This window comes from Chitinibacter bivalviorum (assembly GCF_013403565.1).
In the GTDB taxonomy this organism is placed as follows: domain Bacteria; phylum Pseudomonadota; class Gammaproteobacteria; order Burkholderiales; family Chitinibacteraceae; genus Chitinibacter; species Chitinibacter bivalviorum.
On sequence record NZ_CP058627.1, the window covers coordinates 2,905,802 to 2,925,200 of the forward strand.

The following is a 19,399-nucleotide window of genomic DNA, read 5'->3' on the forward strand; positions in this document are numbered from 1 at the left end:
GGCAGAAAACCGATTAGGCGTTCGGTTTTTTGACGTCGGTCTCTGCGCTATCGAGCGGCGTAAAATCGATGCTGTTGTCACTTTGCTCATCGAGGGCGCTCAGATCAAGTTCCTCGATTTCAAATGAAGCTATTGCATCCTCAGTGCCTGCTGGATCAGCAGGTAAATCGAGCGATGGCAGCTCGATGGCGTAATCCATCTCGACAGTTTCAGGTTTGAGCAAAGCACTGTATTGCGGCGGAATTGGGCTTGCTTGGCTCATCATTTCCAACATCGACGCTTCAGGGCTCAGTGGCGGTGCCAAATCCATTTCGATTTCAGGTTCGCCTGCTGCGGCTAAATTGATTTCCAAGCTCTTTGATTTTGGCGTTGGTGGATAAAGCGGAGCAGGCGTGCGGGCATAGAGCGGATTTTCTGGGTCAAATTTGGCGCCGATATTGCGCACCAATTCCCAATCTGCTTCATCATGTGCAATGATTTTCAGGCTTTGCGCCAGATTCGCGTATTCGCTTTTCATCCCTTGCTGGCGGAATAGTCGGAACAGCATCAACCAGCGCTCGATGTCCTCGGGGTCTTCATCAATGCAGTGGTACAAAACGTCGATCGCCTGCATGGTTTCGCCTTGCGCAATCAACATTTGCGCCCGACCCATTTCATTGCCGACAAATTCATCCACTTCAATGCCCTGCGGCGTGCCAGAGCCACCCAGATGCAGCATCGACATCATGGTGTTTTGCGTTGCATGTGGAAAGCGAGTCTGGGGTGCATCGTAGCTAGGTGCGATACGGGACTGGAGCTGGGTCAGGTCTTCTTCTTGCCAGTTTTGTGTTTGGCGCCGACGTAATACGTACCACCCACCAAGGAGCGATGCGGCAATCGCTGCAATTGCGCCAGCCCAAAGGCTGATATTGCGATCGTCTGGATGGGCGGTAATCACGTCGCTCGCGACTGGTGCTGCAGTGATTGCGGCCGAGGCCGGCGCAGTGATGACTTTAGGCGCGATCTCAGATGCGACTTGCGAAACTGTACTTGCCTGCGCCAACGGGGCACTGGCGGGCAAGTTGGCATCCAGATTATTGAGCTGAGAAAGTCGCAAATTGAGTTGGCTGATTTCCAGCTGCATTTTTTGCTGTATTTCATTGAGCTCAGCCACTTTTTGCTCAAGTGCCCGAGTGTATTCTGGGCTATTGGGTTCTATCGGCTTAGGTTTCTTCGCCGCTAATGGTTCGCCGTCTAGACGTAATAGGCCGCTCTCAAGGCGTGGCGTTGGTGGGGGCGCCTTTTTAGTTGAACGTAAGCGATCAGGAATCGAAATCGGCGTACCTGCGGCAATTGCTGTTTCTGCGGTGTAATCGGGATTTACGCTGATCAGTTTATTTAAATAACGCGGATATTGCGGCGTATGGGCTGGATAATATTTTTTGGCGATTTCGGCCAGCGTGGTCGGCTGTTTTGGGGTTAATAACTGCGGATCACGATTGGGCAAATCGGCGGTTTTCGGTGTAAAGCTGGGTAATTCTTTATTGCTCGGCGCTTTGACTTCGTTGGCTGGTGCAATATTCAAAAACGCGGTGTAAGTACGCGATAACTGCAAATGATTGCAATTGATTTGCACGCCAAATCCCACGGTAGGCTCGCCGATGGCATGCTCGGACGTCACATACAGTATGCCGTGCTGTTCATTGCGAACGCTCAGGCTGATGCTGGCGCGCCCCAAGCTAGGCAGATCGTTATTGGGTAAGCTCAGACTCAAACACTCAGGCGTCAATGTTTCACCCGCATTGAGTTTGTACGCAATCGCCGCTTTAAAAGGCTGGCCGACGTAGGACTGTAATTCCACCTCGCTCAGTGTGAGCGCATAGGCATTGGAAATCAGCAGTCCTAGTAAGCTGGTGCTGATGACAAAACGGCTTGGATTGATTCGATTTGCGCGCATTTTTTTCGCTGTAATTCGCAATTTGCTGTATAGCGGGTTTATACCAGAATTAAGTATTTATGACACATAAAACCCATATAACTGAAAGGCTTGTGCAATTGTTCATCATTAAACAATAAAGCACTAATTTGCGCAGTGCGCCATTTTTTCTATTGATTTTGATTAATTTATAGGCGAATTAGTGCGAGACGCCAATTCGATATCACAGGCACTTGGTAATTTCTTGTGCTTTTGCTTAGCTGAGCGCCTGAAAGGGTGCGTTGCGGCGCAGGCGGTAATAGCCCACGGGGGTGCGCATAGATTGGGTTGGGCCACTCAATGGTGCGCGGGTCACACTGCACAAAATCAGCCATTCACTATTGGCTTCTTTCAGGCGCACGTTAATGGCTTCGATTAGGGCATGCGGATTTTGAATGCGACATTGCTTGATGAGCTCGGTACTGGTGCATTGGCGGCGTGAGCAAAGCTGACGATACACCGCCGCCTCTTCAGCATTCAGACCTAGGGCTGCGGCGTCAATATCAGGGCTAATCAGAAAAGTGGCCATGGTGCTCCAGTGTGGGTTGGGCTCAATGAAGAAGCGTGTATCAATCGATGGCGCGAATTAAATTTTGACGCCTGCCAAGACCAAAGCGGGCTGGGGCGTTTGATTTTGCCAGTATTTCCCTAGTCGCATGCCGGGGCGTTCTATCCATTGGTAGCTGGCCCGGGCGCAAAGTAATACGGTAGCCATTATGGTCAGCAGTAGCACATTATTGGCCAAAGCATTTCCCGTATTAATAAACTGCAATTCGCCGATCTGCTCCAGCCATTGTGGGTGAAATTTGCTCAGCAGGATATTGAGCAGATGCAATATAAAATAATGCACCAGATAAATCGAAAACGACCATTCGCCCAGTTGGATGAGGCTAGGGTGTTTCAAAGCCCGTGAAACCAGCCCTCGCTCTTGAGCGAACACCAGTATCGCCGCAGCAAAGCCCCACGTTGCCCAATAGCTTTTTAGCGGGTAGTTGAGCGTGATCATTGCGTACAGCCCGAGCAGCGTCAGTATTTCCAGCGCGCTCATCCAGTGTTGCTTGAGCTGGAGGTGACGAAGGCGTAAATACCCGCTATACGTTGCAGCGCCCATAAAAAAACACGTCAAGCCGCGCAAGCCCGGGCTATGCGCGATTTGTGGGGCGAATAGCAAGGTGGCAAGCGAGCAAAGCGCGACGAGGGCGACAAAGACGCGCGAACTGTGACGCTGCGCCAGCAATAACACGATCGCAAAAGCGATATACAGATAAAACTCGACGCTAATGCTCCACGCTGGGCCATTAAAATCAAACATCTCCGCCGCTGGCAGCCAGCCCTGCAGTAGCAAGGCATGGTAGAGCCATTGCTGGGCAAAATCGCGATCGAGCACTTGCTCGGGCAAGGCCGTGAGCGGTGCGTGATGCAGTAGCCAAGGCTGGAGCAAGATCAATCCGCACATCAGCAGCAAGGTTGCCCAGTGCAAAGGCAAAATGCGGCAACAACGGCTAATCATAAATTGGCGCAGCGCCGCGCCATCCATCGGGCGATGGAGGTAGCGATGCGCCATCACAAAGCCGCTGAGCACAAAGAAAAATTCGACCAACACCCCAGCGGAGCGGAAAAAAGGCCATTGCGCGATGCTTTGCGCGAGATGCAGGTGAAACAGTACCACCGATACGGCACAGAGGCCGCGAAAACTATCGAGGACCAGAAAACGTTGGGAAGCGACAGGACTCATTGCAAACAGCTATTCAGATCAGTAAAGCAGCCGATTTCGGCCAAAGGCGGCATTTTAGGCGTAAGCCGCATCGGATGGGGAAATCAATTGCATTGTGAATGATATTGCTGACCGATGGCGACGCGGTGAGCATCGAGTGCCTTGATCGCTCAGGGTGATAACCCACACCATCCTTGCCGATCGTATTTTGAACATCAGCCCAATCGGTGATGTGGATTGATGGGGTATGGCTATAAAATTAAATATTAATAAGGTTTCTGCAGAAATACCCTGGCATGTATCAGCCTGCCCGATGAATCTCTACCCATCGGGCGCCGCGGGAGTGAGCGAAATTAAGGCTGGCGCAGGTCTTGCACTAAGCGCCCGGCCGCGAGGATTTCGGTTTCGTGGCTTGGCTCAAGCCAAGGCTCAGCTAGTGCTTCGTTGAGCCATTGCTGCATGGCGGGTAAATTGAGTAGGCGCTGCGCATATTCTGCGGCCGGTGTTGGCAAAGGTAACTGATAAGCGCGAACGCGGATCGCCACCGGCGCAAAGAAGGCATCAACAGCGCTAAATCTCGCGCCCGCCAAAAATGGCCCGCCAAAGCGGCTCAAGCCTTCTTGCCACAAGGCCGCCACGCGATCGAGATCGCGCTGCAAGGCGGCATCGATTTGCGCCATTTCAATCAGCACACCGCAATGCATCCCGCATTGCTGACGCAGGGCAAAAAAGCCCGAATGCATCTCCGCCGCCGCACACCGCGCCCAGGCGCGAGCATCGTCATCTTGTGGCCATACCCCAGTATGACGCTCGGCCAGATATTCGGTAATCGCCAGCGAATCCCAAATCGTGCGTTCAGCATCATGTAGGCAAGGCACTTTACCGGTAGGGGAAAACTGCAAAAAATGCGGCTGTGTTGCGCCCTCGCCAAATGGAACGAGCTGTTCGGTAAACGGAATCGCCAATTGTTTCAATAGCAACCACGGGCGTAATGACCAAGAAGAATAGAGTTTATTAGCAATATAGAGCTGATACATGACGATACCCTTGTAGTTGGCGATGAGTGATTCTTTCCTGTCTTTTTTCATGGTGCAAGCGTCAGTGCGGTGAAACTTGATTTTGATTCAATTCAAATAAGTGTGGGGATGCAGATGCAAAATGCGCCACACTGGTTTAGTATTACACCCCGCTGTATTTCCCCAAAAAATAATAAATACAGTGATTAATAATAAAGTCAGAAGGAGCTGATATGCGTTATTTGATTTTGATGGTTTTAGTATTGTGCGGCTGTACGACGCCTTATACGCCAGATGGTTTAACAGGTGGCTTTAAAGAGCGAAAAATTAGTGACGATCGATATATTGTTTCGTTTTTTGGCAATGCCAATACCAAAGAGGCGATTGTCTGGAATTTCTGGATTTACCGCTGCGCTGAATTAACCGTCAGCAAAGGGTACGATCTTTTTACTATTGAGCCTTCTAAAGAGCATGCGCTTTTATCTGATCCAGAACGTGAGAAACTGGTTTCATTTTCTATGCTGGCCGCCAATAATGACGTCCCACGACGAGTGCCTGCTTATTTTATCTATATACCAGGCGGCACAATTTCGACTTATTCATCAAAAGGCGTGGTGAATATGTTTAAACTGCCATTGGCAGACAATGTGAATGCCGACCGCCTATTAGACGCGCGTACCCTCATGAAGAATTTAAAACCATATGTCGATTCAAATGGCACTATCGAGCCTATCGATCGCAAAGCGCTTTTGATTCGATCTGCTGTCGAGGCAAAAATTAAAGCCAATATGTTAAGTGACGAAGACGCAAAACAGCTGAGGCAGAAAGCAGGGATTAGCGATATTTAATAATTTGCGGCAGAGGCAAAATTAAAAATCGCCCTGATTTTCTGCTGCTGATGATCGCGCCACGGTGTGATTGCTGCGCTAGATTCAAACACCGTGGCGGAGAACGCTGAAATTAATGCAGTCATCGCGAATGCCATGCCCCGAACTTTCTGCAAGCGAGCTAGCAAGTTTGTTGCATTTGCAATGCGGGAAGCATAGATTGATGGCATGGGTAGCAAAGGGGGAAGGCGATGAAAAATGGTGTAATCGGTGGGCTCTGTGTAATGGCTCTGTTGTTGAGCACATCTGCTACCGCCTGCAGCAGACCGATGAGAATGGCGATCGAGCAATGGCCGCCGTATATTTATTCCGACGCCAAAGGCCAGCCTGCCGGGGTAGATATCGAGCTGGCGCGGGCGATTTTTGCCGAAGCGGGTTGCTCCTTGCAAATTGGCCTCGAATTACCGCGTAAACGGCGGATCGATCAATTCATGAAAGGCGAGATCGACCTGATGCTCGCCGCGTCGGATACGCCAGAGCGGCAGGCATTTAGCCGTTTTAGCAGCGCTTACCGCACCGAATCGATCAGCCTATTTACCTTGAACAGCAAACTCGATAAATATCGCGAGATCTCCGAGTTTGGCACGGTGTTGCAGCAAAAGATCACGCTCCTCGCCCCAAATGCGGGCTGGTATGGCGATGATTATAAAAAACACTATTTCTGGCTCAACGAAGCTCGGCTACTCTCCCCGTATGAAACATCGACCCAGGCGATCAAAATGCTGTCAGGCAACCGCGCCGAGTTGCTAATGGGCGATACGGGGGCGCTGATTTATGAAGCCAAATTGCAAAGCGTTCCGCTTGAGCAAATCGGCAAACCGATCCACAGCGATAAAGTCAGCCTGATGCTGAGCAAGAAAACCACCACCGAGAAAGACGTACAAATCCTCAATGCTGCGATTGAGCGGCTGGAAAAAAACGGCGCCTTAAAGAAAATCCGCGCGGCATATGGTTTGTAACGGAAATGCAAAAGTGCGCTCAACTGCGCTTGTAGTTTCCAAATCGGCGAATCTGCACTGCCAATTGTTAGCTGCGTCTCAATTTTAATCTGTAGTGTCATTTATATTTTCATATTCATTTATTCCTGTGGCATAGTCAAAGGCAATGGCCCGCGACGAGGTCATAACTATGGATGGATGAGAAACTATATGCATAATTCAATTCTGGGCATTACTTGCCACAGCTTCATTGCGCCTGCCTGTTACCCTGTGCGAAGGGGCGTAAAATGAAAACGATTAATCAAAATTTCAATCGTATTTTATTATTGGGCCTGGTTTTTATCGGTTGGTATTATTTTAAATCTGATCCACTTCGGGTTGATGAAAATACCAATTTCTCGCAAATCATAACTTATTCCTCTGGTAAGTTGGTGCATGACCCATTTCTAACCAGTGTTTCTGGTTATCATTATTTGATGTCCTGGATAGTGCGCGCTTTTCATTCGGAATCAACCGCTTTACTGCGAGGCATGAGTGCATTGCTGGGTTTGGGCAGTATTGCCGCCTTGCATTACTCGAATCGCTTGTTAAATCAGCATCAGCATTTTGAACGGGTGGTTCAATTCGCTGTTTTTCCAACGATTTTTCCATTTTTCTTTTTAATTTACAATGATATCGCTTCATTGTGTTTTGTGCTGGCCGGGATGTATTTTTGCCTGCGACAGCGTTATTCGCTCGGTATTTCTATTCTGATTTTGAGTATGGGAATGCGGCAAAATAATGTGCTTTGGCTGCTTGCAATTCCCGCACTGTGCTGGTTAATGCAAACTGATTTTGTATTCAATAAACAAAATATATTGGCCTTCATGCGCCGTTGCTGGCTAATTGGGGTGGGTTTAATTGGCTTTGCAATTTTTGTGGTGCTCAATCATGGCGTGGCCATGGGCGATCGCAGCATGCATCCGCCATTTGCACTGAATAGTGGTAATGCATTCTTCTTTCTATTTTGCTATTGCGTTATTTTATTACCGCTGGTGCTGTCACGCACCAAAGAGAATATCCGCTTTGCGATGGCGCAACGCCATATCGGGCTGATGGTGGCATTATTCTTTGCGCTGTATTTATTTGCTTTTAGTAATACTCACCCGTATAACAATTTGAGCGAAGACTTGTTCATTCGCAATTGGATTTTAATGAAAGTTTTTGCGAGCTTCTGGCTCAAAATGCTGTTCTTTATTCCGATTGCGCTGGCCGCGCTGGATCTGGCGCGCAGCATGCAACAACGCCCACCGTTGCGTATCGTTGTGTTGGCCAGTTTGCTATTTTTAATGTTGTCTTGGTTGATTGAACCACGATATTACATGATTAGCTTTGCTTTAATCATGCTATTTCGCCCCGATGGCAGCCCAAATGCAGAGAAAATGACCAGTATGTATTGTGCTTTGCTTTCAATCTTGGTGATTTACGTTACCCATCAAAACATGTTGTTTTTGTAAGGCCTGATGCTTCACCTTGTCGCGCTAGGGGCGAGTCTTGCTTTGCACCTAGCGCCTCCTCTTGTTGGGCAGATTTGGAATCGTTGCTTCAAACTCGTCTGCGCAAGGGGGGGCGGGTCGGTTTTTGCGATTCTGTAACGGATTTACGGCTAAAAGCTGAATTATTTTCTTGTTTATTATTTCTTTCGTAGTAAGATTGGCGGTATAAATTTTGCCCAATCAGCTGAAATAGCATAAGGAACTGTCATGCGTATCGTCCAAATTCTCATCGCTAGTGTCTGCGCCATTGCCTTAAGCCAACCCGCGTTGGCAGGATGTAAAAAAGAAATCAAAGAAACGCGCGAATTGATCGAGCGTGATAAAGACCAATACACCTTGGTTGCCAGAAATAAAGCCTCGGCTGACTTACTCAGCGCCGAAGCTAAATTGATTGACTTGAATCCAATGCTCGATTTGGATTGCCTCAAAATGGTTCGCAAGGCGAAAGCAGAGTTACGTAAAGGCAAGAAAAAAGAGAATAAGGATTAATTGAGTACTAGCTACCCGTTAGATTGAGCAGCCTTGCGTTACAAGACTACTCAACTCAGGTGTTCGTGCACTGCATTGTCGGTGGTTTAGATTTTTCCCATCGCCCGCGCCAATTGAGCTGCGCTTTTCTTGGTGAGCTTGTCGATTTCTTTTTGCAAATAGGCCAAGGTGATTTCTTGATCTTTTACCTTGGTTTTGCTCGTCTCCTTCAAGCTCACGACCCCCGCCAGTAGCTCGCCGCTAGTGGCGTCCTCGACCTGCGCCATCGTGCTTACCATCAGCAAATACGGCTCTTTGCCCATGACCCGTTTGGCCAGATTAATTTTGGCCTTGGTTGGCGCGAAATCTGTCAATTTACGATCCGGCCGCGTTTGCCCCATGCCCGTGACGGCTGAGCGCAGTCGCAAGGTATTCGCATCGGGCTGCGTCACCACGGTAATGCCCAGATTTTGTAGCTCCGCGCTCAATTTAGCTTGGAAATACTGCGCAATTTTATTGGCCTCGCTCGGCTGCAACAGCTCCCACTCATTGATGTGGTTTTGCTGCAAAAACAGCGGCGGCTCAACGATAACTTGTTGGTACTGATTCAGCGTCGCGCCGGGTTTCAGGTACAGCCGTTGATTCGGGTTATTGGGGTCGGCTTGGTAGGCCGTCAGCGGAATCGTAAACAAGTTGTCACGCACCATTTCAGCATCCGTCGTCGCCCACGCGGACTGGCCCATCAGCAAGCTTGCGCCGAGCAAGGTCGCGCTAATCAGTTTTTTCATTACAAATCCTTGAGTGAGTACGCGCATGGGTCTGACATGCGGGGGAAGAATGGTGATCTTCGGGGAATTTGTGGGGAAATTCAATGCCAAGATTACCGAGCGTCACCATGGACGATTTGTTTTTATTTTGTATTGGGGTATGTCTTCCAAGATAAGTCGTTATATGGCTTTTATGGCAATACATTGCGGTGTATGTGTTGTGCGGCGAGTGACCGCGCGCGCAGGCTCAATCTCGTTCGTCATGTTTAGCTCCAAAGGTACGTCTGTCGCGGCTTTGTCATCAAAGTGTACTGCGCACCACCTATGCTAGTGGCTATATTTAATCGTCCAAACCGAGCTAGGAGCGCCAAGATGAATGCCAAGTATCTGTTAGCCCATTGTGTTGTTATTCTGGCTTGTAGCATGCACGTACAAGCAGAAACCAAATCGGCCACCAAGACCACACCAGATTTGGAGGTGATTATGGCCGCGCAGGAAAAAGCCGAAGAGCAGGTGGACGAAGGTCTCAAGCGATTTGGCTATCTCTCTGGTTTGAGCCACGGTTGTGTCGATGCGAGCCAGAAAACCATGCTGGAGCGTGAAGTGATGGATATCAATAGTGAAATCGCCCGCACGCTGGGCATTGATCGCGCCTTTTTGTACAGCGCCGCTTTTGGCTATGGCACCAAAATGGAAATCAAAACCAGCGACTGCAAAGCGGTTTTGGACAACTATGAAAAACGCGTCGCCAAATTCCGCGCCAGCAAAGGAGGCCAAAAGTGAGTAAATCCACCACTTTGGCGCTAGCCGCCATCAGCTTGAGCATCCTCACTTGGTCGAACCTAGCACTGGCCAGTCGTTATGAAGTTCGGCGCGAAGTGCGCGAAGGCATCCGCTCGGTTGAGCGCGAAAAACGCGAAGCCCGCCGCGAATTAAGCCGCTGCACCACGCGTGAATGTGCCCGCCGAGAAATTAATGAAGGCTACCGCGAGGTCAATCGCGAACGGCGCGAAGCCCGGCGTGAGATTCGCCGCGAAGTACGCGATTATCGCCGTGAGCAATATTGGGAAGATAACCGCGACGATCGCCGCGATAATTTCCTTGGCGCAGTGGTAGTCGGCGCTGCCGTGGTCGGCGTTGCCGCGGCCATCGCCAATAGCGATTAATTAGCGCTTGTCGCATACGAGGCTGCGCTGGTGTCAGGCCGAAAGCGCAGCCTGTTGCATTTGTCATGGCGCAAGCAGTATCAATGATTTATGCCATTGTTCAAGACGAATCATGAGCTACCAGAAACGATTGTGAGGTAAATCTCAATGCCTGCGGCAAAAAAACAATAACGCCCTATACGCAGATTGACGTCTCAATACTCAAGTCATATCGTGTGCTTGCTGTATTTATTTATTAATAAATATGGCAAAAATATTAAAAATACACGAGGAGATATTCATGAAAAAAATCTTAGCACTTAGCATTCTTTGGGCGCTCACTTCTGTTTCTGCGCAGGCTGCGGTAACTATTCGTCCATATCCAATCATTAGTGGCCATACTGCACTTTATACCTGCAATGTGATGTGGTCTGGATCTTATGTTGATCATGTATCGGGTGGTTTTGTGTATTGCCGGAAAAATAGTTAATTGGGTATAAATTATTGATTTAATAAAAGCCTGATTTTGTGAATGAATCAGGCTTTTTTATTTAATAGGCGTTTGAGTTTATTTTGGCTGAGCATAGCCGCCAATCCGCGGTAGATGTCAAATTGCCGGCAAAGAAAAACAGCGTAGGGCGTGGTTAGCCGACGGCGTAACCCGCCAATCAGGATGTGATTCAATAAACATCAATCAGTGCGGGTCATGACCCGCCCTACATGGTTTGCTCCGTCCCTTGCAACCCGCGCGCGCCCGATCGCCGCGAAACCCCGTCCGTCCAGCGCTTGGCAAGGCGCCGCAAAACTCGCTGCGCGAGCTTGGATTTTATGCGGCTACGCCGCGAGTTTTGGTGCGCGTTCCGCCGCGCAGACAGGTTGGAGGCTTTGCTTGCATGCCACGCATAGCCTGCTGGCGCAGGCGGTGAACCGGCCGTTTCGCCGGCCAAACGAGCAAGGAGCGGGTCTTGCTCCGCCCCTTGCAACCCGCGCGCGCCCGATCGACGCGAAACCCCGTCCGTCCAGCGCTTGGCAAGGCGCCGCAAAACTCGCTGCGCGAGCTTAGGTTTAGCGGCTACGCCGCGATGGTTTTAGTGCGCGTTCCGCCGCGCAGGCAGGTTGGGGGCTTTGCTTCTCCAAAGCCCCCAACACCCCAAAGGAGCCCCCCGCCTGCGGCCCTCCGGGCTTCCCTCAGTCGGTCGCGAGCCAAACGAAAAGCTGTTTGTCTCACTCCACTCCCTCGGCGATGGGCGACAGGGGATTAAAGCCCCAGACCAACGAGTGCGGACTAAATATGCATGGGGTATATCAAGCAAGATCAATTAAATAATTAATTTAAGATCAATACCGTGGTAGGTATGTGCTGCCCTCGTCGGGCTGCGCCAATTCCCCTACATCAGCGCCGAGCGAGGAACGGGCGGGGCGGGGTTTCGGTGGGGCCTGTTTTGTTAAGCCCCGCCGCCGCTTCGATCCGTCCGCAGTCGAGGGCATCGGCGTAGCCGACGCAGATGTGGGGTCGCCTTTCTTTGCTTACTTTCTTTAGGCGAAGCAAAGAAAGTAAGTGCCGCGGCGCATAGCCGCCAATCCGTGGTGGATGAGTTGTAGTAGGCAAAGAAAAACCGCCATGGTTGGCGGTTTCTTCATTTCGGGATTGGTGTAATGCGCTTCGCTTATTACACCCTACGCGCTACGGTGCTTCATGTAGCTGATTAATTAACAATAGCTCCGTATATTCGCAATACCTGATAATTAGTTGGAATGCTTGTTGCCGTTGTGCATTCGTGCTTCGACATATTTTTTGATCCGCTTTCTTTTATGTACAGAATGTCACTGCCGTTTAATTCGGTCACATCGGGTTTTCGTTTATGTTCTTCAATCAAACTTTTACGGCAGTTTCCAAGAGACATCATCATATCAGCATGAATAATAGTCACTCTCTCTTTGCACGATTCAGGATCAACTTCTCCTTGCTCAAGTTTTTCTCTACACAAATTGCTTACCAACTCAAGAGCCTTAAATTTCGATTCAAGGCTATCAGGTTTGGGTGCTGTTTCTGCTCTTCTCTTTTCTGTATATTTAGCTCTAATCGCACTTGCCTCTTCTTTTGTCTTCCAACCTGAGTCACCACCGAAGTTATTACTTTTAACAACATCTTCTGGAGTTTCATATTCCTCGGCGTAGTTCATTAGCTCATAGTGAGATATAAACTCATATCCTTTGTCTTCTAAAGTTTTAGCAAGACTATCTCGTTTAGCGCAATACTTTGGAGTCTCTACTTCATCTGATGTACCACGACAAGAATTATCGGCGTCTTGATACGCAGCAATTAATTGACCATCATTTAGTTGAGCTACAGATGCAGTTGCAGGCAGATTGGTGACTGTTCGCGTTTCAACATTACTTTTCGGAGGTTGCAACATAACCAATATAACCAAAGCACCAATAGAGAGAAACAATCCAAGATATAATGAATCTTTATTCATTTACAACTTCCTTTTATTTATCAGCGCAGTACGTAATCACCGCAGGTATTGCGCTGCAAGTAGCGATTGGCATTTCATTCGGCATATCGCCGCCTCGCGGCGAATACGCCCTACCTAATTAATGCGCCTCTTCCCAATTCTCCCCAACCCCCACTTCCGCTAGCAATGGCACTTTCAGCGTCGCCACATTGCCCATAATCTCCGGCAATTTGGCTTTCACCAATTCCAATTCTGCCTCTGGCACTTCCAAAATCAACTCATCATGCACCTGCAACAGCAGTCGGCTATTCAACTTCTCCGCAATTAGCCACTGATTCACCGCCACCATCGCCAATTTAATCAAATCCGCTGCCGTGCCTTGCATCGGCGCGTTGATTGCTGCGCGCTCGGCACCGGCGCGTTGGGCTCCGTTCGATGATTTGATGGCTGGCAACCACAGGCGGCGGCCGAAGACGGTTTCGACGTAGCCCGCTTCTTTGGCTGCGGCGCGGGTGTTTTCCATGTATTCGAATACGCCGGGGAAGCGGTTGAAGTAGCGTTCGATAAAGGTTTTTGCCGCTTCGCGGGTGATTTCGAGCTGGGCGGCCAGACCAAAGGCGCTCATGCCGTAGATCAGGCCGAAGTTAATGCTTTTGGCGTAGCGCCGCTGCTCGCTGCTGACCTCATTCAGATCAATGCCGAAGACTTCGGCGGCGGTGGCTTTGTGAATGTCGAGGCCCTGCTCAAAGGCGCGGATCAGCGCGGCGTCGCCGGACAGATGCGCCATGATGCGCAATTCAATCTGTGAATAATCCGCCGAGACGATTTTGCAGCCCGTTGGCGCGATAAAGGCCTCGCGGATTTTGCGGCCCTCGGCGGTGCGCACCGGGATGTTTTGCAGATTGGGTTCAGTCGAGCTTAGCCGCCCGGTGACGGCGACGGTCTGGTTGAAATTGGTGTGCACGCGGCCGGTGTTCGGGTTAATCATCAGCGGCAGCTTGTCGGTGTACGTCGATTTCAATTTGCTCAGGCTGCGGTGCTCCAGCAGCACTTTGGGCAGCGGGTAATCTTTGGCCAATTCGCTGAGCACTTCTTCGTCGGTCGATGGCGCGCCTTTGGGCGTTTTTTTGATGACCGGCAGTTTGAGTTTTTCAAAGAAAATTTCGCCCAGCTGCTTGGGCGAGCCGAGGTTAAACGGCTGGCCAGCTAGCTCGTAGGCTTGCTGTTCCAGCTCAATCAGGCGCAGGCCGATTTCGTGGCTTTGGCGGTTGAGTTTGTTGGCATCGACCAAAAAGCCGTTGCGCTCCATCACGTACAGCACGTCGCGCGAAGGCATTTCGATGTCGCGGTAAACGTAGTTCAAACCCGCGTTGGCTTGCAAGCGCGGCAATAGGGTATTGGCTAGGCGGCCAGTAATATCCGCGTCTTCGGCTGCATACCGCGTGGCAGTATCTAGGTCAACTTCAGCAAAGCCAATCTGCTTGGCACCTTTGCCGCAGATTTCTTCGTATTTGATCGTCGTTTCGCCCAGCTCGCGCTCGGCTTGGTCGTCCATATTGTGCTTTTCGTGGCTGGCGAGTACATAGCTCATCAGCAGCGTATCATCAAAGATCCCCGCCAAAGCAATGCCGATATTTGCCAAAACGTGCTGATCGTATTTTAGATTTTGGCCGACTTTTTTGTGTTCCGCCGATTCGAGCCACGGCTTGAGTTGCGCGATCGTGTCGTCGAACGGAAGCTGATCTGGCGTGTCGGCGCCGTGGTGCGCCAGCGGCAGATAGGCGGCTTCGCCCGCTTGCACCGAGAACGACATGCCGACGATGCGCGCCTGCATCGAGTCGAGGCTGTCGGTTTCGGTGTCGAACGCGGTCATCGGCGCGGCGTTGATTTTAGCGATCCACTTGGCGAGCAATTCGGGCGTGGTGATGCACTCGTAATGGCGCTCCAGCGGGGCGGCTGGGATAGTTTGAGCTGCTTCTTCTTGGGGTATTGCCTCAGATGTGTTTTCAGCAAAGAGATCGGTGGTGATACCCTTGGGGGCTTCTGGCGCGGCGGCTTTGCCGACTTTGCCTTCCATCTCGCGCATCCAAGTGCGGAAATTAAAGCGGGTAAATAGGCTCAGCAGCGTCGCGCTGTCCTCAAGCTGATATTTCAAATCGTCGAAACCGTTCGGCAATTCGGCGGAGAGATCGACATCGCATTTAATCGTCACCAGCGCTTTCGCCGTCGGTAGCCACCCAAGTGAATCGCGCAGATTTTGCCCGACGACGCCTTTGATGCTGTCGGCGTTGGCGATGACATTGTCGAGGCTGCCGTATTCAGCCAGCCATTTGGCGGCGGTTTTCGGGCCGCATTTCGGTACACCCGGCACGTTATCGACGGTGTCGCCGATCAGCGATAGATAATCGACAATCTGCTCGGGCCAGACGTTGAATTTGGCAAATACGCCGTCGCGGTCGAGCACTTCTTCGGTCATGCTGTTTTCAATGCGCGCGTGCTCGTCCACCAGCTGCGACATGTCTTTGTCGCCGGTCGACATAATCGTCGTGATGCCTTGCGCAGAGGCTTGCCGCGCCAGCGTGCCGATCACGTCGTCGGCTTCGACGCCTTCAATCATTAAAATCGGAATCCCAAACGCGGCAACGGCGGTGTGGATCGGCGCTATCTGCACGCGCAGTTCATCGGGCATCGGCGGGCGCTGGGCTTTGTATTGCGGGTAAATGTCGTCGCGGAAGGTTTTACCTTTGGCATCGAACACGCACGCGATATAATCGGCGTGTGTTTGTTGGCGCAGCTTTTTGAGCATGTTCACAAAACCAAAGACGGCATTGCTAGGTGTGCCGTCTGGGGCGCTTAGCTCGCGGATGGCATGAAAGGCGCGGTAAAGATACGAAGATCCATCAATTAAAAGCAGCGTCGCCATGCGGGAAATCTCTATACTTGAGGTAGGTGAACGCCATTATAAACGAGGCGAGTTATAAACAAGGCTAGTTATCCACTAGCGAAGGGAGCGAGTCATGCGCCATTTACTGATTGCTGCATTACTGGGATTGTTCGCAATACCGGCATTGGCCGAAGTGGTGGCTGACGTTCCGCCGCCGATGCCCACCGAAGACACGCCGCCCAAAGTTGAGTCTGTGCCTGAAGTTCGCATTATCGAGAAAAAAGACGCGACGATTACCGAATATCGTCTGCGCGGAAAGCTGTATCAGGTCAAAGTAACGCCAAAAGTGGGTAAGCCGTATTACCTGATCGACCCGACCGGCAAGGGCGAATTTGTGCGTAGTGACATTGTTGACAATATTGCAGTCCCGACTTGGGTCTTGTTTGAATTCTGAGAATATTCATGTCTGTTTTTACAACGGTTAGTAATGACGAGTTAGTCCCATTTCTGAAAAATTATTCGCTGGGGCAACTGGTCGATATCAAGGGTATTGCCGCAGGCGTCACCAATACCAACTATTTCGTGACTACTACCCATGGTAAGTATGTACTAACGCTGTTTGAAACGCTGCAAGCGAGCGAGCTGCCGTACTACGTCGATTTGATGGTGCATCTGGGTCAGCACGGCATCGCGATTGCCGCGCCGATTGCCAATTTGCGCGGCGAATACATCGACGAGCTCAATGGCAAGCCAACGCTCTTGGTGCCTTGTCTGCCCGGCGCGGTCACCGATAGCCCGAATGTGGCGCAATGCGGTCAAGTCGGCGAAATGCTGGCGCAAATGCATTTGGCTGCGGCGAGCTATAGCGGCCAAATGAGTAACCCGCGCGGCCCGCAATGGTGGTCGGCGACGGCGCACGATATGTATCCGTTTATGAGCGAAGCCGATGCCGCTTTGCTACACGCCGAAGTACAACTGCAATCGCAGCATAAGTTCGATCAATTCCAGATGAATTTACCGAAGGGCGTGATCCACGCCGATTTATTCCGCGACAATGCGTTGATGAATGGCGATCAGGTCGGCGGCTTTATTGATTTTTACTACGCCTGCAATGACATTTTGCTGTACGACTTAGCGATTACGCTCAATGACTGGTGCGTGCTGGAAAACGGCGATATTGATGCCGAGCGCGCCCGTGCGATGTTGGCGGGCTATCAATCGGTGCGTCCATTAACGGACGATGAAGTCGCCGACTGGCCCATTATGCTGCGCGCCGCTGCGCTGCGCTTCTGGGTGTCGCGCTTGCTCGATTTCCACAAGCCAGCGGCAGGCGAAATGACTTTCGCCAAAGACCCAGGCCATTTCCAGCGCGTGATCCAACATCACCAAGCGCGTACTGATTTCTGGCTTTAACCGAGCGATCACGATGCTAAAAATCGAAGAGCTGCAACACCACCACGCGGCGATGCTGCGCTATGCGCTGTTTCAGCTTAACGATGCGGGCGCGGCGGAAGACGCGGTGCAAGAAGCGATTTTGGCTGCGCTAGAAAAGCCTGAGTCATTTCAAGGCCAGTCGAGCCTGAAAACTTGGTTGATGGGCATTTTGAAATACAAAGTGCTCGACGTCTTGCGCCGCCAATACCGAGATCCCCAATTGATTCAAGCTCGCCTTGACGAAGAAAATGATCGCAGCGATATGGATGGTTTCTTTGACCAGACTGGGCATTGGGGCTCGGATGCACCGCGCCACTGGGCCAAGCCTGAGGCGTGCCTAGAAGATCGCCAGTTCTGGCAAGTTTATGAAGAGTGCGCGCAGAAAATGCCGCGTCGTACCGCGATGGTGTTTGCGATGCGCGAGGTGATGGAGCTGGAGATTGCAGAAATTTGTCAGCAATTGGACATCACCGCGACTAATTGCTCAGTGCTGCTGTATCGGGCGCGGATGAGTCTGCGTTTGTGCCTCGATAAAAATTGGTTCGGGAGGGCTTGAGCATGGGTTGCCGAGAAGCGAGCTTTTTACTCTCGCAAGCACAAGACCGCGAGCTGGCATTGGGTGAAAAAATTAGCCTGCGCATTCATTTATTGATGTGCACAAAATGTACGAATTTTTCCCGCCAATTGCAGATGATGCGCAAGCTCAACCGTAGCTACACGGCGCAGGGCGCTCAATCGGAAGATCAAGACCCAAAAGATCAAGCATGACATTCTTAGAGCAATTAAACGAATGGCGCACTAGCCACTCAATTTTATTTGGCGCCGATACGGCGCCTTATTGTTTGGATCAACGCCGTCGCTATCAAGGCAGGGCGCTGGCAGTGGCCCGGCCTAATTCGACCGAGCAGGTGCAGCAATTAGTCCGCCTGTGTGCCGAGCACCAGATTGCCATCGTGCCACAAGGCGGCAATACCAGCTTATGCGGTGCGGCGACGCCACTCAATGATGGGCAATCGATCGTGATTTCGTTTGAGCGCATGACGCAGATTGTGCAGGTCGATGCCGATAACAATACGATTACCGTGCAAGCGGGCGTGACGCTGGCACAGGTGCAGCAGGCGGCGTTGGCGGCGAAACGTCTTTTTCCCGCCAATTGGGCCGCAGCGCAAAGCTGCCAGATCGGCGGTGCGCTGGCGACCAATGCCGGCGGCGTGAATGTACTGCGCTACGGCAATATGCGCGAGCTGACCTTGGGGCTAGAAGTGGTGCTAGCCGATGGCGAGCTGTGGGAAGGCTTGCGCGGCTTGCGTAAAGACAACACCGGCTATGATCTCAAGCAGCTTTTTGTCGGCTCGGAAGGCACGCTCGGCCTGATTACGCAGGCGGTGTTGCGGCTGTATCCTTTGCCGACCGCGCATGCGACGGCTTTGGTCGCGGTAGAAAGCCCCGCCGCGGCGGTGGATTTATTGCGCGGCTTGCAGGCCGAGGTGGGTGATCGCGTGACGTCTTTCGAGCTGATCTCTGCGCCGTGTCTTGATTTATTGCATCAGCACTTCCCACGTTTACCGCAGCCATTTCAGCCTATCCCGGCGTGGTGTGTGCTGATTGAGTTATCCGACGGTGGTGACTCGGCTTTGTTGACCGATAGGCTGGCGGAATATTTGTACGCGCATGGTTGTATGGAAGCCTATGTCGCGCAAAGCCCGACTGAAGCGGCGGACTTTTGGCGTTTGCGCGAATCGATTCCTGAGGCGCAGCGCATTGATGGTGTCAGCATTAAGCACGATATTAGTTTGCCCATTGGGGCTGTACCTGACTTTCTACAAAAGTGCGATACTGAGATGCTTTCGTCATTTGCAGGCGCTAGAATCGTCGCCTTTGGCCATTTGGGCGATGGTAATTTGCACTACAACTTGTTCTTGGCGGATAAAACCGCCGGCGTTTATGCTCTAGAGCCCGCAGTGAATGACTTGGTATACCGCCATGTTGCGGCATATAACGGAAGTATTAGTGCCGAGCATGGCATTGGTCAGCTCAAACGCGCCACTTTGCAAGACGCACGCTCCGATCTGGAGCTGCACATGATGCGACAAATCAAAGCCACATTGGATCCGCTGGGGCTGTTTAATCCCGGCAAGGTTTTATAAAACATCTCGGCGAATTTGTCCTTCGTACAGTAACCCCGACACGGCTAAGGT

At 51.2% G+C, this 19,399-nt stretch carries 21 protein-coding genes; 13 read left to right on the top strand and 8 right to left on the bottom strand.

What is annotated here, in order from left to right:
- Nucleotides 1-13 precede the first annotated feature (13 nt).
- The 4 genes from HQ393_RS13835 to HQ393_RS13850 form a co-directional block, all read right to left on the bottom strand.
- Nucleotides 14-1,936, bottom strand: coding sequence for a type IV pilus assembly protein FimV (locus HQ393_RS13835; protein ID WP_179355730.1), 1,923 nt, complete (start codon nt 1,934-1,936; stop codon nt 14-16).
- Between the two features lie 235 nt (nt 1,937-2,171).
- Nucleotides 2,172-2,483, bottom strand: coding sequence for a hypothetical protein (locus tag HQ393_RS13840; RefSeq protein WP_179355731.1), 312 nt, complete (start codon nt 2,481-2,483; stop codon nt 2,172-2,174).
- 57 nt (nt 2,484-2,540) lie between these two features.
- The gene (locus tag HQ393_RS13845; protein ID WP_179355732.1) at nt 2,541-3,689 is read right to left on the bottom strand and encodes an acyltransferase family protein; all 1,149 of its coding nucleotides are present in this window, start codon (nt 3,687-3,689) and stop codon (nt 2,541-2,543) included.
- Nucleotides 3,690-4,021: 332 nt separating this feature from the next.
- A complete protein-coding gene (locus HQ393_RS13850; protein ID WP_246307896.1) occupies nt 4,022-4,756 on the bottom strand; it encodes a glutathione S-transferase family protein in 735 nt (244 codons plus the stop codon).
- A 161-nt stretch (nt 4,757-4,917) separates the two neighbouring features.
- On the opposite strand from HQ393_RS13850, the gene HQ393_RS13855 reads away from it, so the two are divergent.
- Complete coding sequence (locus HQ393_RS13855) at nt 4,918-5,532, top strand: CC0125/CC1285 family lipoprotein (RefSeq protein WP_179355733.1); 615 nt, start codon at nt 4,918-4,920, stop codon at nt 5,530-5,532.
- Here the strand turns inward: HQ393_RS13855 and HQ393_RS17950 are convergent.
- Nucleotides 5,529-5,657 carry a hypothetical protein gene (locus tag HQ393_RS17950; protein ID WP_281361466.1) on the bottom strand — a complete coding sequence of 43 codons (129 nt, stop codon included), beginning with the start codon at nt 5,655-5,657 and terminating at the stop codon, nt 5,529-5,531. The two genes, HQ393_RS13855 and HQ393_RS17950, sit on opposite strands and share 4 nt — an antisense overlap.
- A gap of 105 nt (nt 5,658-5,762) precedes the next feature.
- Here HQ393_RS17950 and HQ393_RS13860 point away from each other — a divergent pair, with 105 nt between their 5' ends.
- From HQ393_RS13860 to HQ393_RS13870, 3 genes are all read left to right on the top strand, one after another.
- Nucleotides 5,763-6,530, top strand: a complete 768-nt coding sequence (locus HQ393_RS13860; RefSeq protein ID WP_179355734.1) for a substrate-binding periplasmic protein — start codon at nt 5,763-5,765, stop codon at nt 6,528-6,530.
- A 266-nt stretch (nt 6,531-6,796) separates the two neighbouring features.
- Nucleotides 6,797-8,005, top strand: coding sequence for a Dol-P-Glc:Glc(2)Man(9)GlcNAc(2)-PP-Dol alpha-1,2-glucosyltransferase (locus HQ393_RS13865; RefSeq protein WP_179355735.1), 1,209 nt, complete (start codon nt 6,797-6,799; stop codon nt 8,003-8,005).
- 246 nt (nt 8,006-8,251) lie between these two features.
- Nucleotides 8,252-8,533, top strand: a complete 282-nt coding sequence (locus HQ393_RS13870) for a hypothetical protein (protein ID WP_179355736.1) — start codon at nt 8,252-8,254, stop codon at nt 8,531-8,533.
- Nucleotides 8,534-8,619: 86 nt separating this feature from the next.
- On the opposite strand, the gene HQ393_RS13875 is transcribed toward HQ393_RS13870, so the two are convergent.
- The gene (locus HQ393_RS13875; protein WP_179355737.1) at nt 8,620-9,300 is read right to left on the bottom strand and encodes a DUF3313 domain-containing protein; all 681 of its coding nucleotides are present in this window, start codon (nt 9,298-9,300) and stop codon (nt 8,620-8,622) included.
- Nucleotides 9,301-9,651: 351 nt separating this feature from the next.
- On the opposite strand from HQ393_RS13875, the gene HQ393_RS13880 reads away from it, so the two are divergent.
- From HQ393_RS13880 to HQ393_RS13895, 4 genes are all read left to right on the top strand, one after another.
- Complete coding sequence (locus HQ393_RS13880; RefSeq protein WP_179355738.1) at nt 9,652-10,062, top strand: hypothetical protein; 411 nt, start codon at nt 9,652-9,654, stop codon at nt 10,060-10,062.
- Nucleotides 10,059-10,445: a hypothetical protein gene (locus HQ393_RS13885; RefSeq protein ID WP_179355739.1), complete on the top strand. Its 387-nt coding sequence runs from the start codon at nt 10,059-10,061 to the stop codon at nt 10,443-10,445. Before HQ393_RS13880 ends, HQ393_RS13885 begins: the two co-directional genes overlap by 4 nt.
- Before the next feature lie 280 nt (nt 10,446-10,725).
- Complete coding sequence (locus HQ393_RS13890; RefSeq protein ID WP_179355740.1) at nt 10,726-10,914, top strand: hypothetical protein; 189 nt, start codon at nt 10,726-10,728, stop codon at nt 10,912-10,914.
- A gap of 216 nt (nt 10,915-11,130) precedes the next feature.
- Nucleotides 11,131-11,487 (top strand): hypothetical protein, encoded by a 357-nt coding sequence (locus HQ393_RS13895; protein ID WP_179355741.1) that lies wholly within the window; start codon nt 11,131-11,133, stop codon nt 11,485-11,487.
- 643 nt (nt 11,488-12,130) lie between these two features.
- Here the strand turns inward: HQ393_RS13895 and HQ393_RS13900 are convergent.
- Nucleotides 12,131-12,904, bottom strand: coding sequence for a hypothetical protein (locus HQ393_RS13900; RefSeq protein WP_179355742.1), 774 nt, complete (start codon nt 12,902-12,904; stop codon nt 12,131-12,133).
- A gap of 118 nt (nt 12,905-13,022) precedes the next feature.
- A complete protein-coding gene (polA, locus tag HQ393_RS13905) occupies nt 13,023-15,806 on the bottom strand; it encodes a DNA polymerase I (protein ID WP_179355743.1) in 2,784 nt (927 codons plus the stop codon).
- A 94-nt stretch (nt 15,807-15,900) separates the two neighbouring features.
- Here polA and HQ393_RS13910 point away from each other — a divergent pair, with 94 nt between their 5' ends.
- The 5 genes from HQ393_RS13910 to HQ393_RS13930 are packed head-to-tail and all read left to right on the top strand — an operon-like array spanning nt 15,901 to nt 19,348.
- Complete coding sequence (locus HQ393_RS13910; protein WP_179355744.1) at nt 15,901-16,221, top strand: DUF2782 domain-containing protein; 321 nt, start codon at nt 15,901-15,903, stop codon at nt 16,219-16,221.
- Nucleotides 16,222-16,229: 8 nt separating this feature from the next.
- Nucleotides 16,230-17,180, top strand: a complete 951-nt coding sequence (locus tag HQ393_RS13915; protein WP_179355745.1) for a homoserine kinase — start codon at nt 16,230-16,232, stop codon at nt 17,178-17,180.
- Between the two features lie 13 nt (nt 17,181-17,193).
- Nucleotides 17,194-17,757, top strand: coding sequence for a sigma-70 family RNA polymerase sigma factor (locus HQ393_RS13920; protein WP_179355746.1), 564 nt, complete (start codon nt 17,194-17,196; stop codon nt 17,755-17,757).
- A 2-nt stretch (nt 17,758-17,759) separates the two neighbouring features.
- The gene (locus tag HQ393_RS13925; protein WP_179355747.1) at nt 17,760-17,969 is read left to right on the top strand and encodes a zf-HC2 domain-containing protein; all 210 of its coding nucleotides are present in this window, start codon (nt 17,760-17,762) and stop codon (nt 17,967-17,969) included.
- Entirely contained in the window at nt 17,966-19,348 is a 1,383-nt protein-coding gene (locus HQ393_RS13930; RefSeq protein WP_179355748.1) for an FAD-binding oxidoreductase, read from the top strand. Before HQ393_RS13925 ends, HQ393_RS13930 begins: the two co-directional genes overlap by 4 nt.
- Nucleotides 19,349-19,399: the final 51 nt, after the last annotated feature.

Bases quoted from the DNA above. Each gene is read 5' to 3' on its own strand.
- HQ393_RS13835 (WP_179355730.1), bottom strand. From the start codon at position 1,936: ATGCGCGCAAATCGAATCAATCCAAGCCGTTTTGTCATCAGCACCAGC.
- HQ393_RS13840 (WP_179355731.1), bottom strand. From the start codon at position 2,483: ATGGCCACTTTTCTGATTAGCCCTGATATTGACGCCGCAGCCCTAGGT.
- HQ393_RS13845 (WP_179355732.1), bottom strand. From the start codon at position 3,689: ATGAGTCCTGTCGCTTCCCAACGTTTTCTGGTCCTCGATAGTTTTCGC.
- HQ393_RS13850 (WP_246307896.1), bottom strand. From the start codon at position 4,756: ATGAAAAAAGACAGGAAAGAATCACTCATCGCCAACTACAAGGGTATC.
- HQ393_RS13855 (WP_179355733.1), top strand. From the start codon at position 4,918: ATGCGTTATTTGATTTTGATGGTTTTAGTATTGTGCGGCTGTACGACG.
- HQ393_RS17950 (WP_281361466.1), bottom strand. From the start codon at position 5,657: ATGACTGCATTAATTTCAGCGTTCTCCGCCACGGTGTTTGAATCTAGC.
- HQ393_RS13860 (WP_179355734.1), top strand. From the start codon at position 5,763: ATGAAAAATGGTGTAATCGGTGGGCTCTGTGTAATGGCTCTGTTGTTG.
- HQ393_RS13865 (WP_179355735.1), top strand. From the start codon at position 6,797: ATGAAAACGATTAATCAAAATTTCAATCGTATTTTATTATTGGGCCTG.
- HQ393_RS13870 (WP_179355736.1), top strand. From the start codon at position 8,252: ATGCGTATCGTCCAAATTCTCATCGCTAGTGTCTGCGCCATTGCCTTA.
- HQ393_RS13875 (WP_179355737.1), bottom strand. From the start codon at position 9,300: ATGAAAAAACTGATTAGCGCGACCTTGCTCGGCGCAAGCTTGCTGATG.
- HQ393_RS13880 (WP_179355738.1), top strand. From the start codon at position 9,652: ATGAATGCCAAGTATCTGTTAGCCCATTGTGTTGTTATTCTGGCTTGT.
- HQ393_RS13890 (WP_179355740.1), top strand. From the start codon at position 10,726: ATGAAAAAAATCTTAGCACTTAGCATTCTTTGGGCGCTCACTTCTGTT.
- HQ393_RS13895 (WP_179355741.1), top strand. From the start codon at position 11,131: ATGACCCGCCCTACATGGTTTGCTCCGTCCCTTGCAACCCGCGCGCGC.
- HQ393_RS13900 (WP_179355742.1), bottom strand. From the start codon at position 12,904: ATGAATAAAGATTCATTATATCTTGGATTGTTTCTCTCTATTGGTGCT.
- polA (WP_179355743.1), bottom strand. From the start codon at position 15,806: ATGGCGACGCTGCTTTTAATTGATGGATCTTCGTATCTTTACCGCGCC.
- HQ393_RS13910 (WP_179355744.1), top strand. From the start codon at position 15,901: ATGCGCCATTTACTGATTGCTGCATTACTGGGATTGTTCGCAATACCG.
- HQ393_RS13915 (WP_179355745.1), top strand. From the start codon at position 16,230: ATGTCTGTTTTTACAACGGTTAGTAATGACGAGTTAGTCCCATTTCTG.
- HQ393_RS13920 (WP_179355746.1), top strand. From the start codon at position 17,194: ATGCTAAAAATCGAAGAGCTGCAACACCACCACGCGGCGATGCTGCGC.
- HQ393_RS13925 (WP_179355747.1), top strand. From the start codon at position 17,760: ATGGGTTGCCGAGAAGCGAGCTTTTTACTCTCGCAAGCACAAGACCGC.
- HQ393_RS13930 (WP_179355748.1), top strand. From the start codon at position 17,966: ATGACATTCTTAGAGCAATTAAACGAATGGCGCACTAGCCACTCAATT.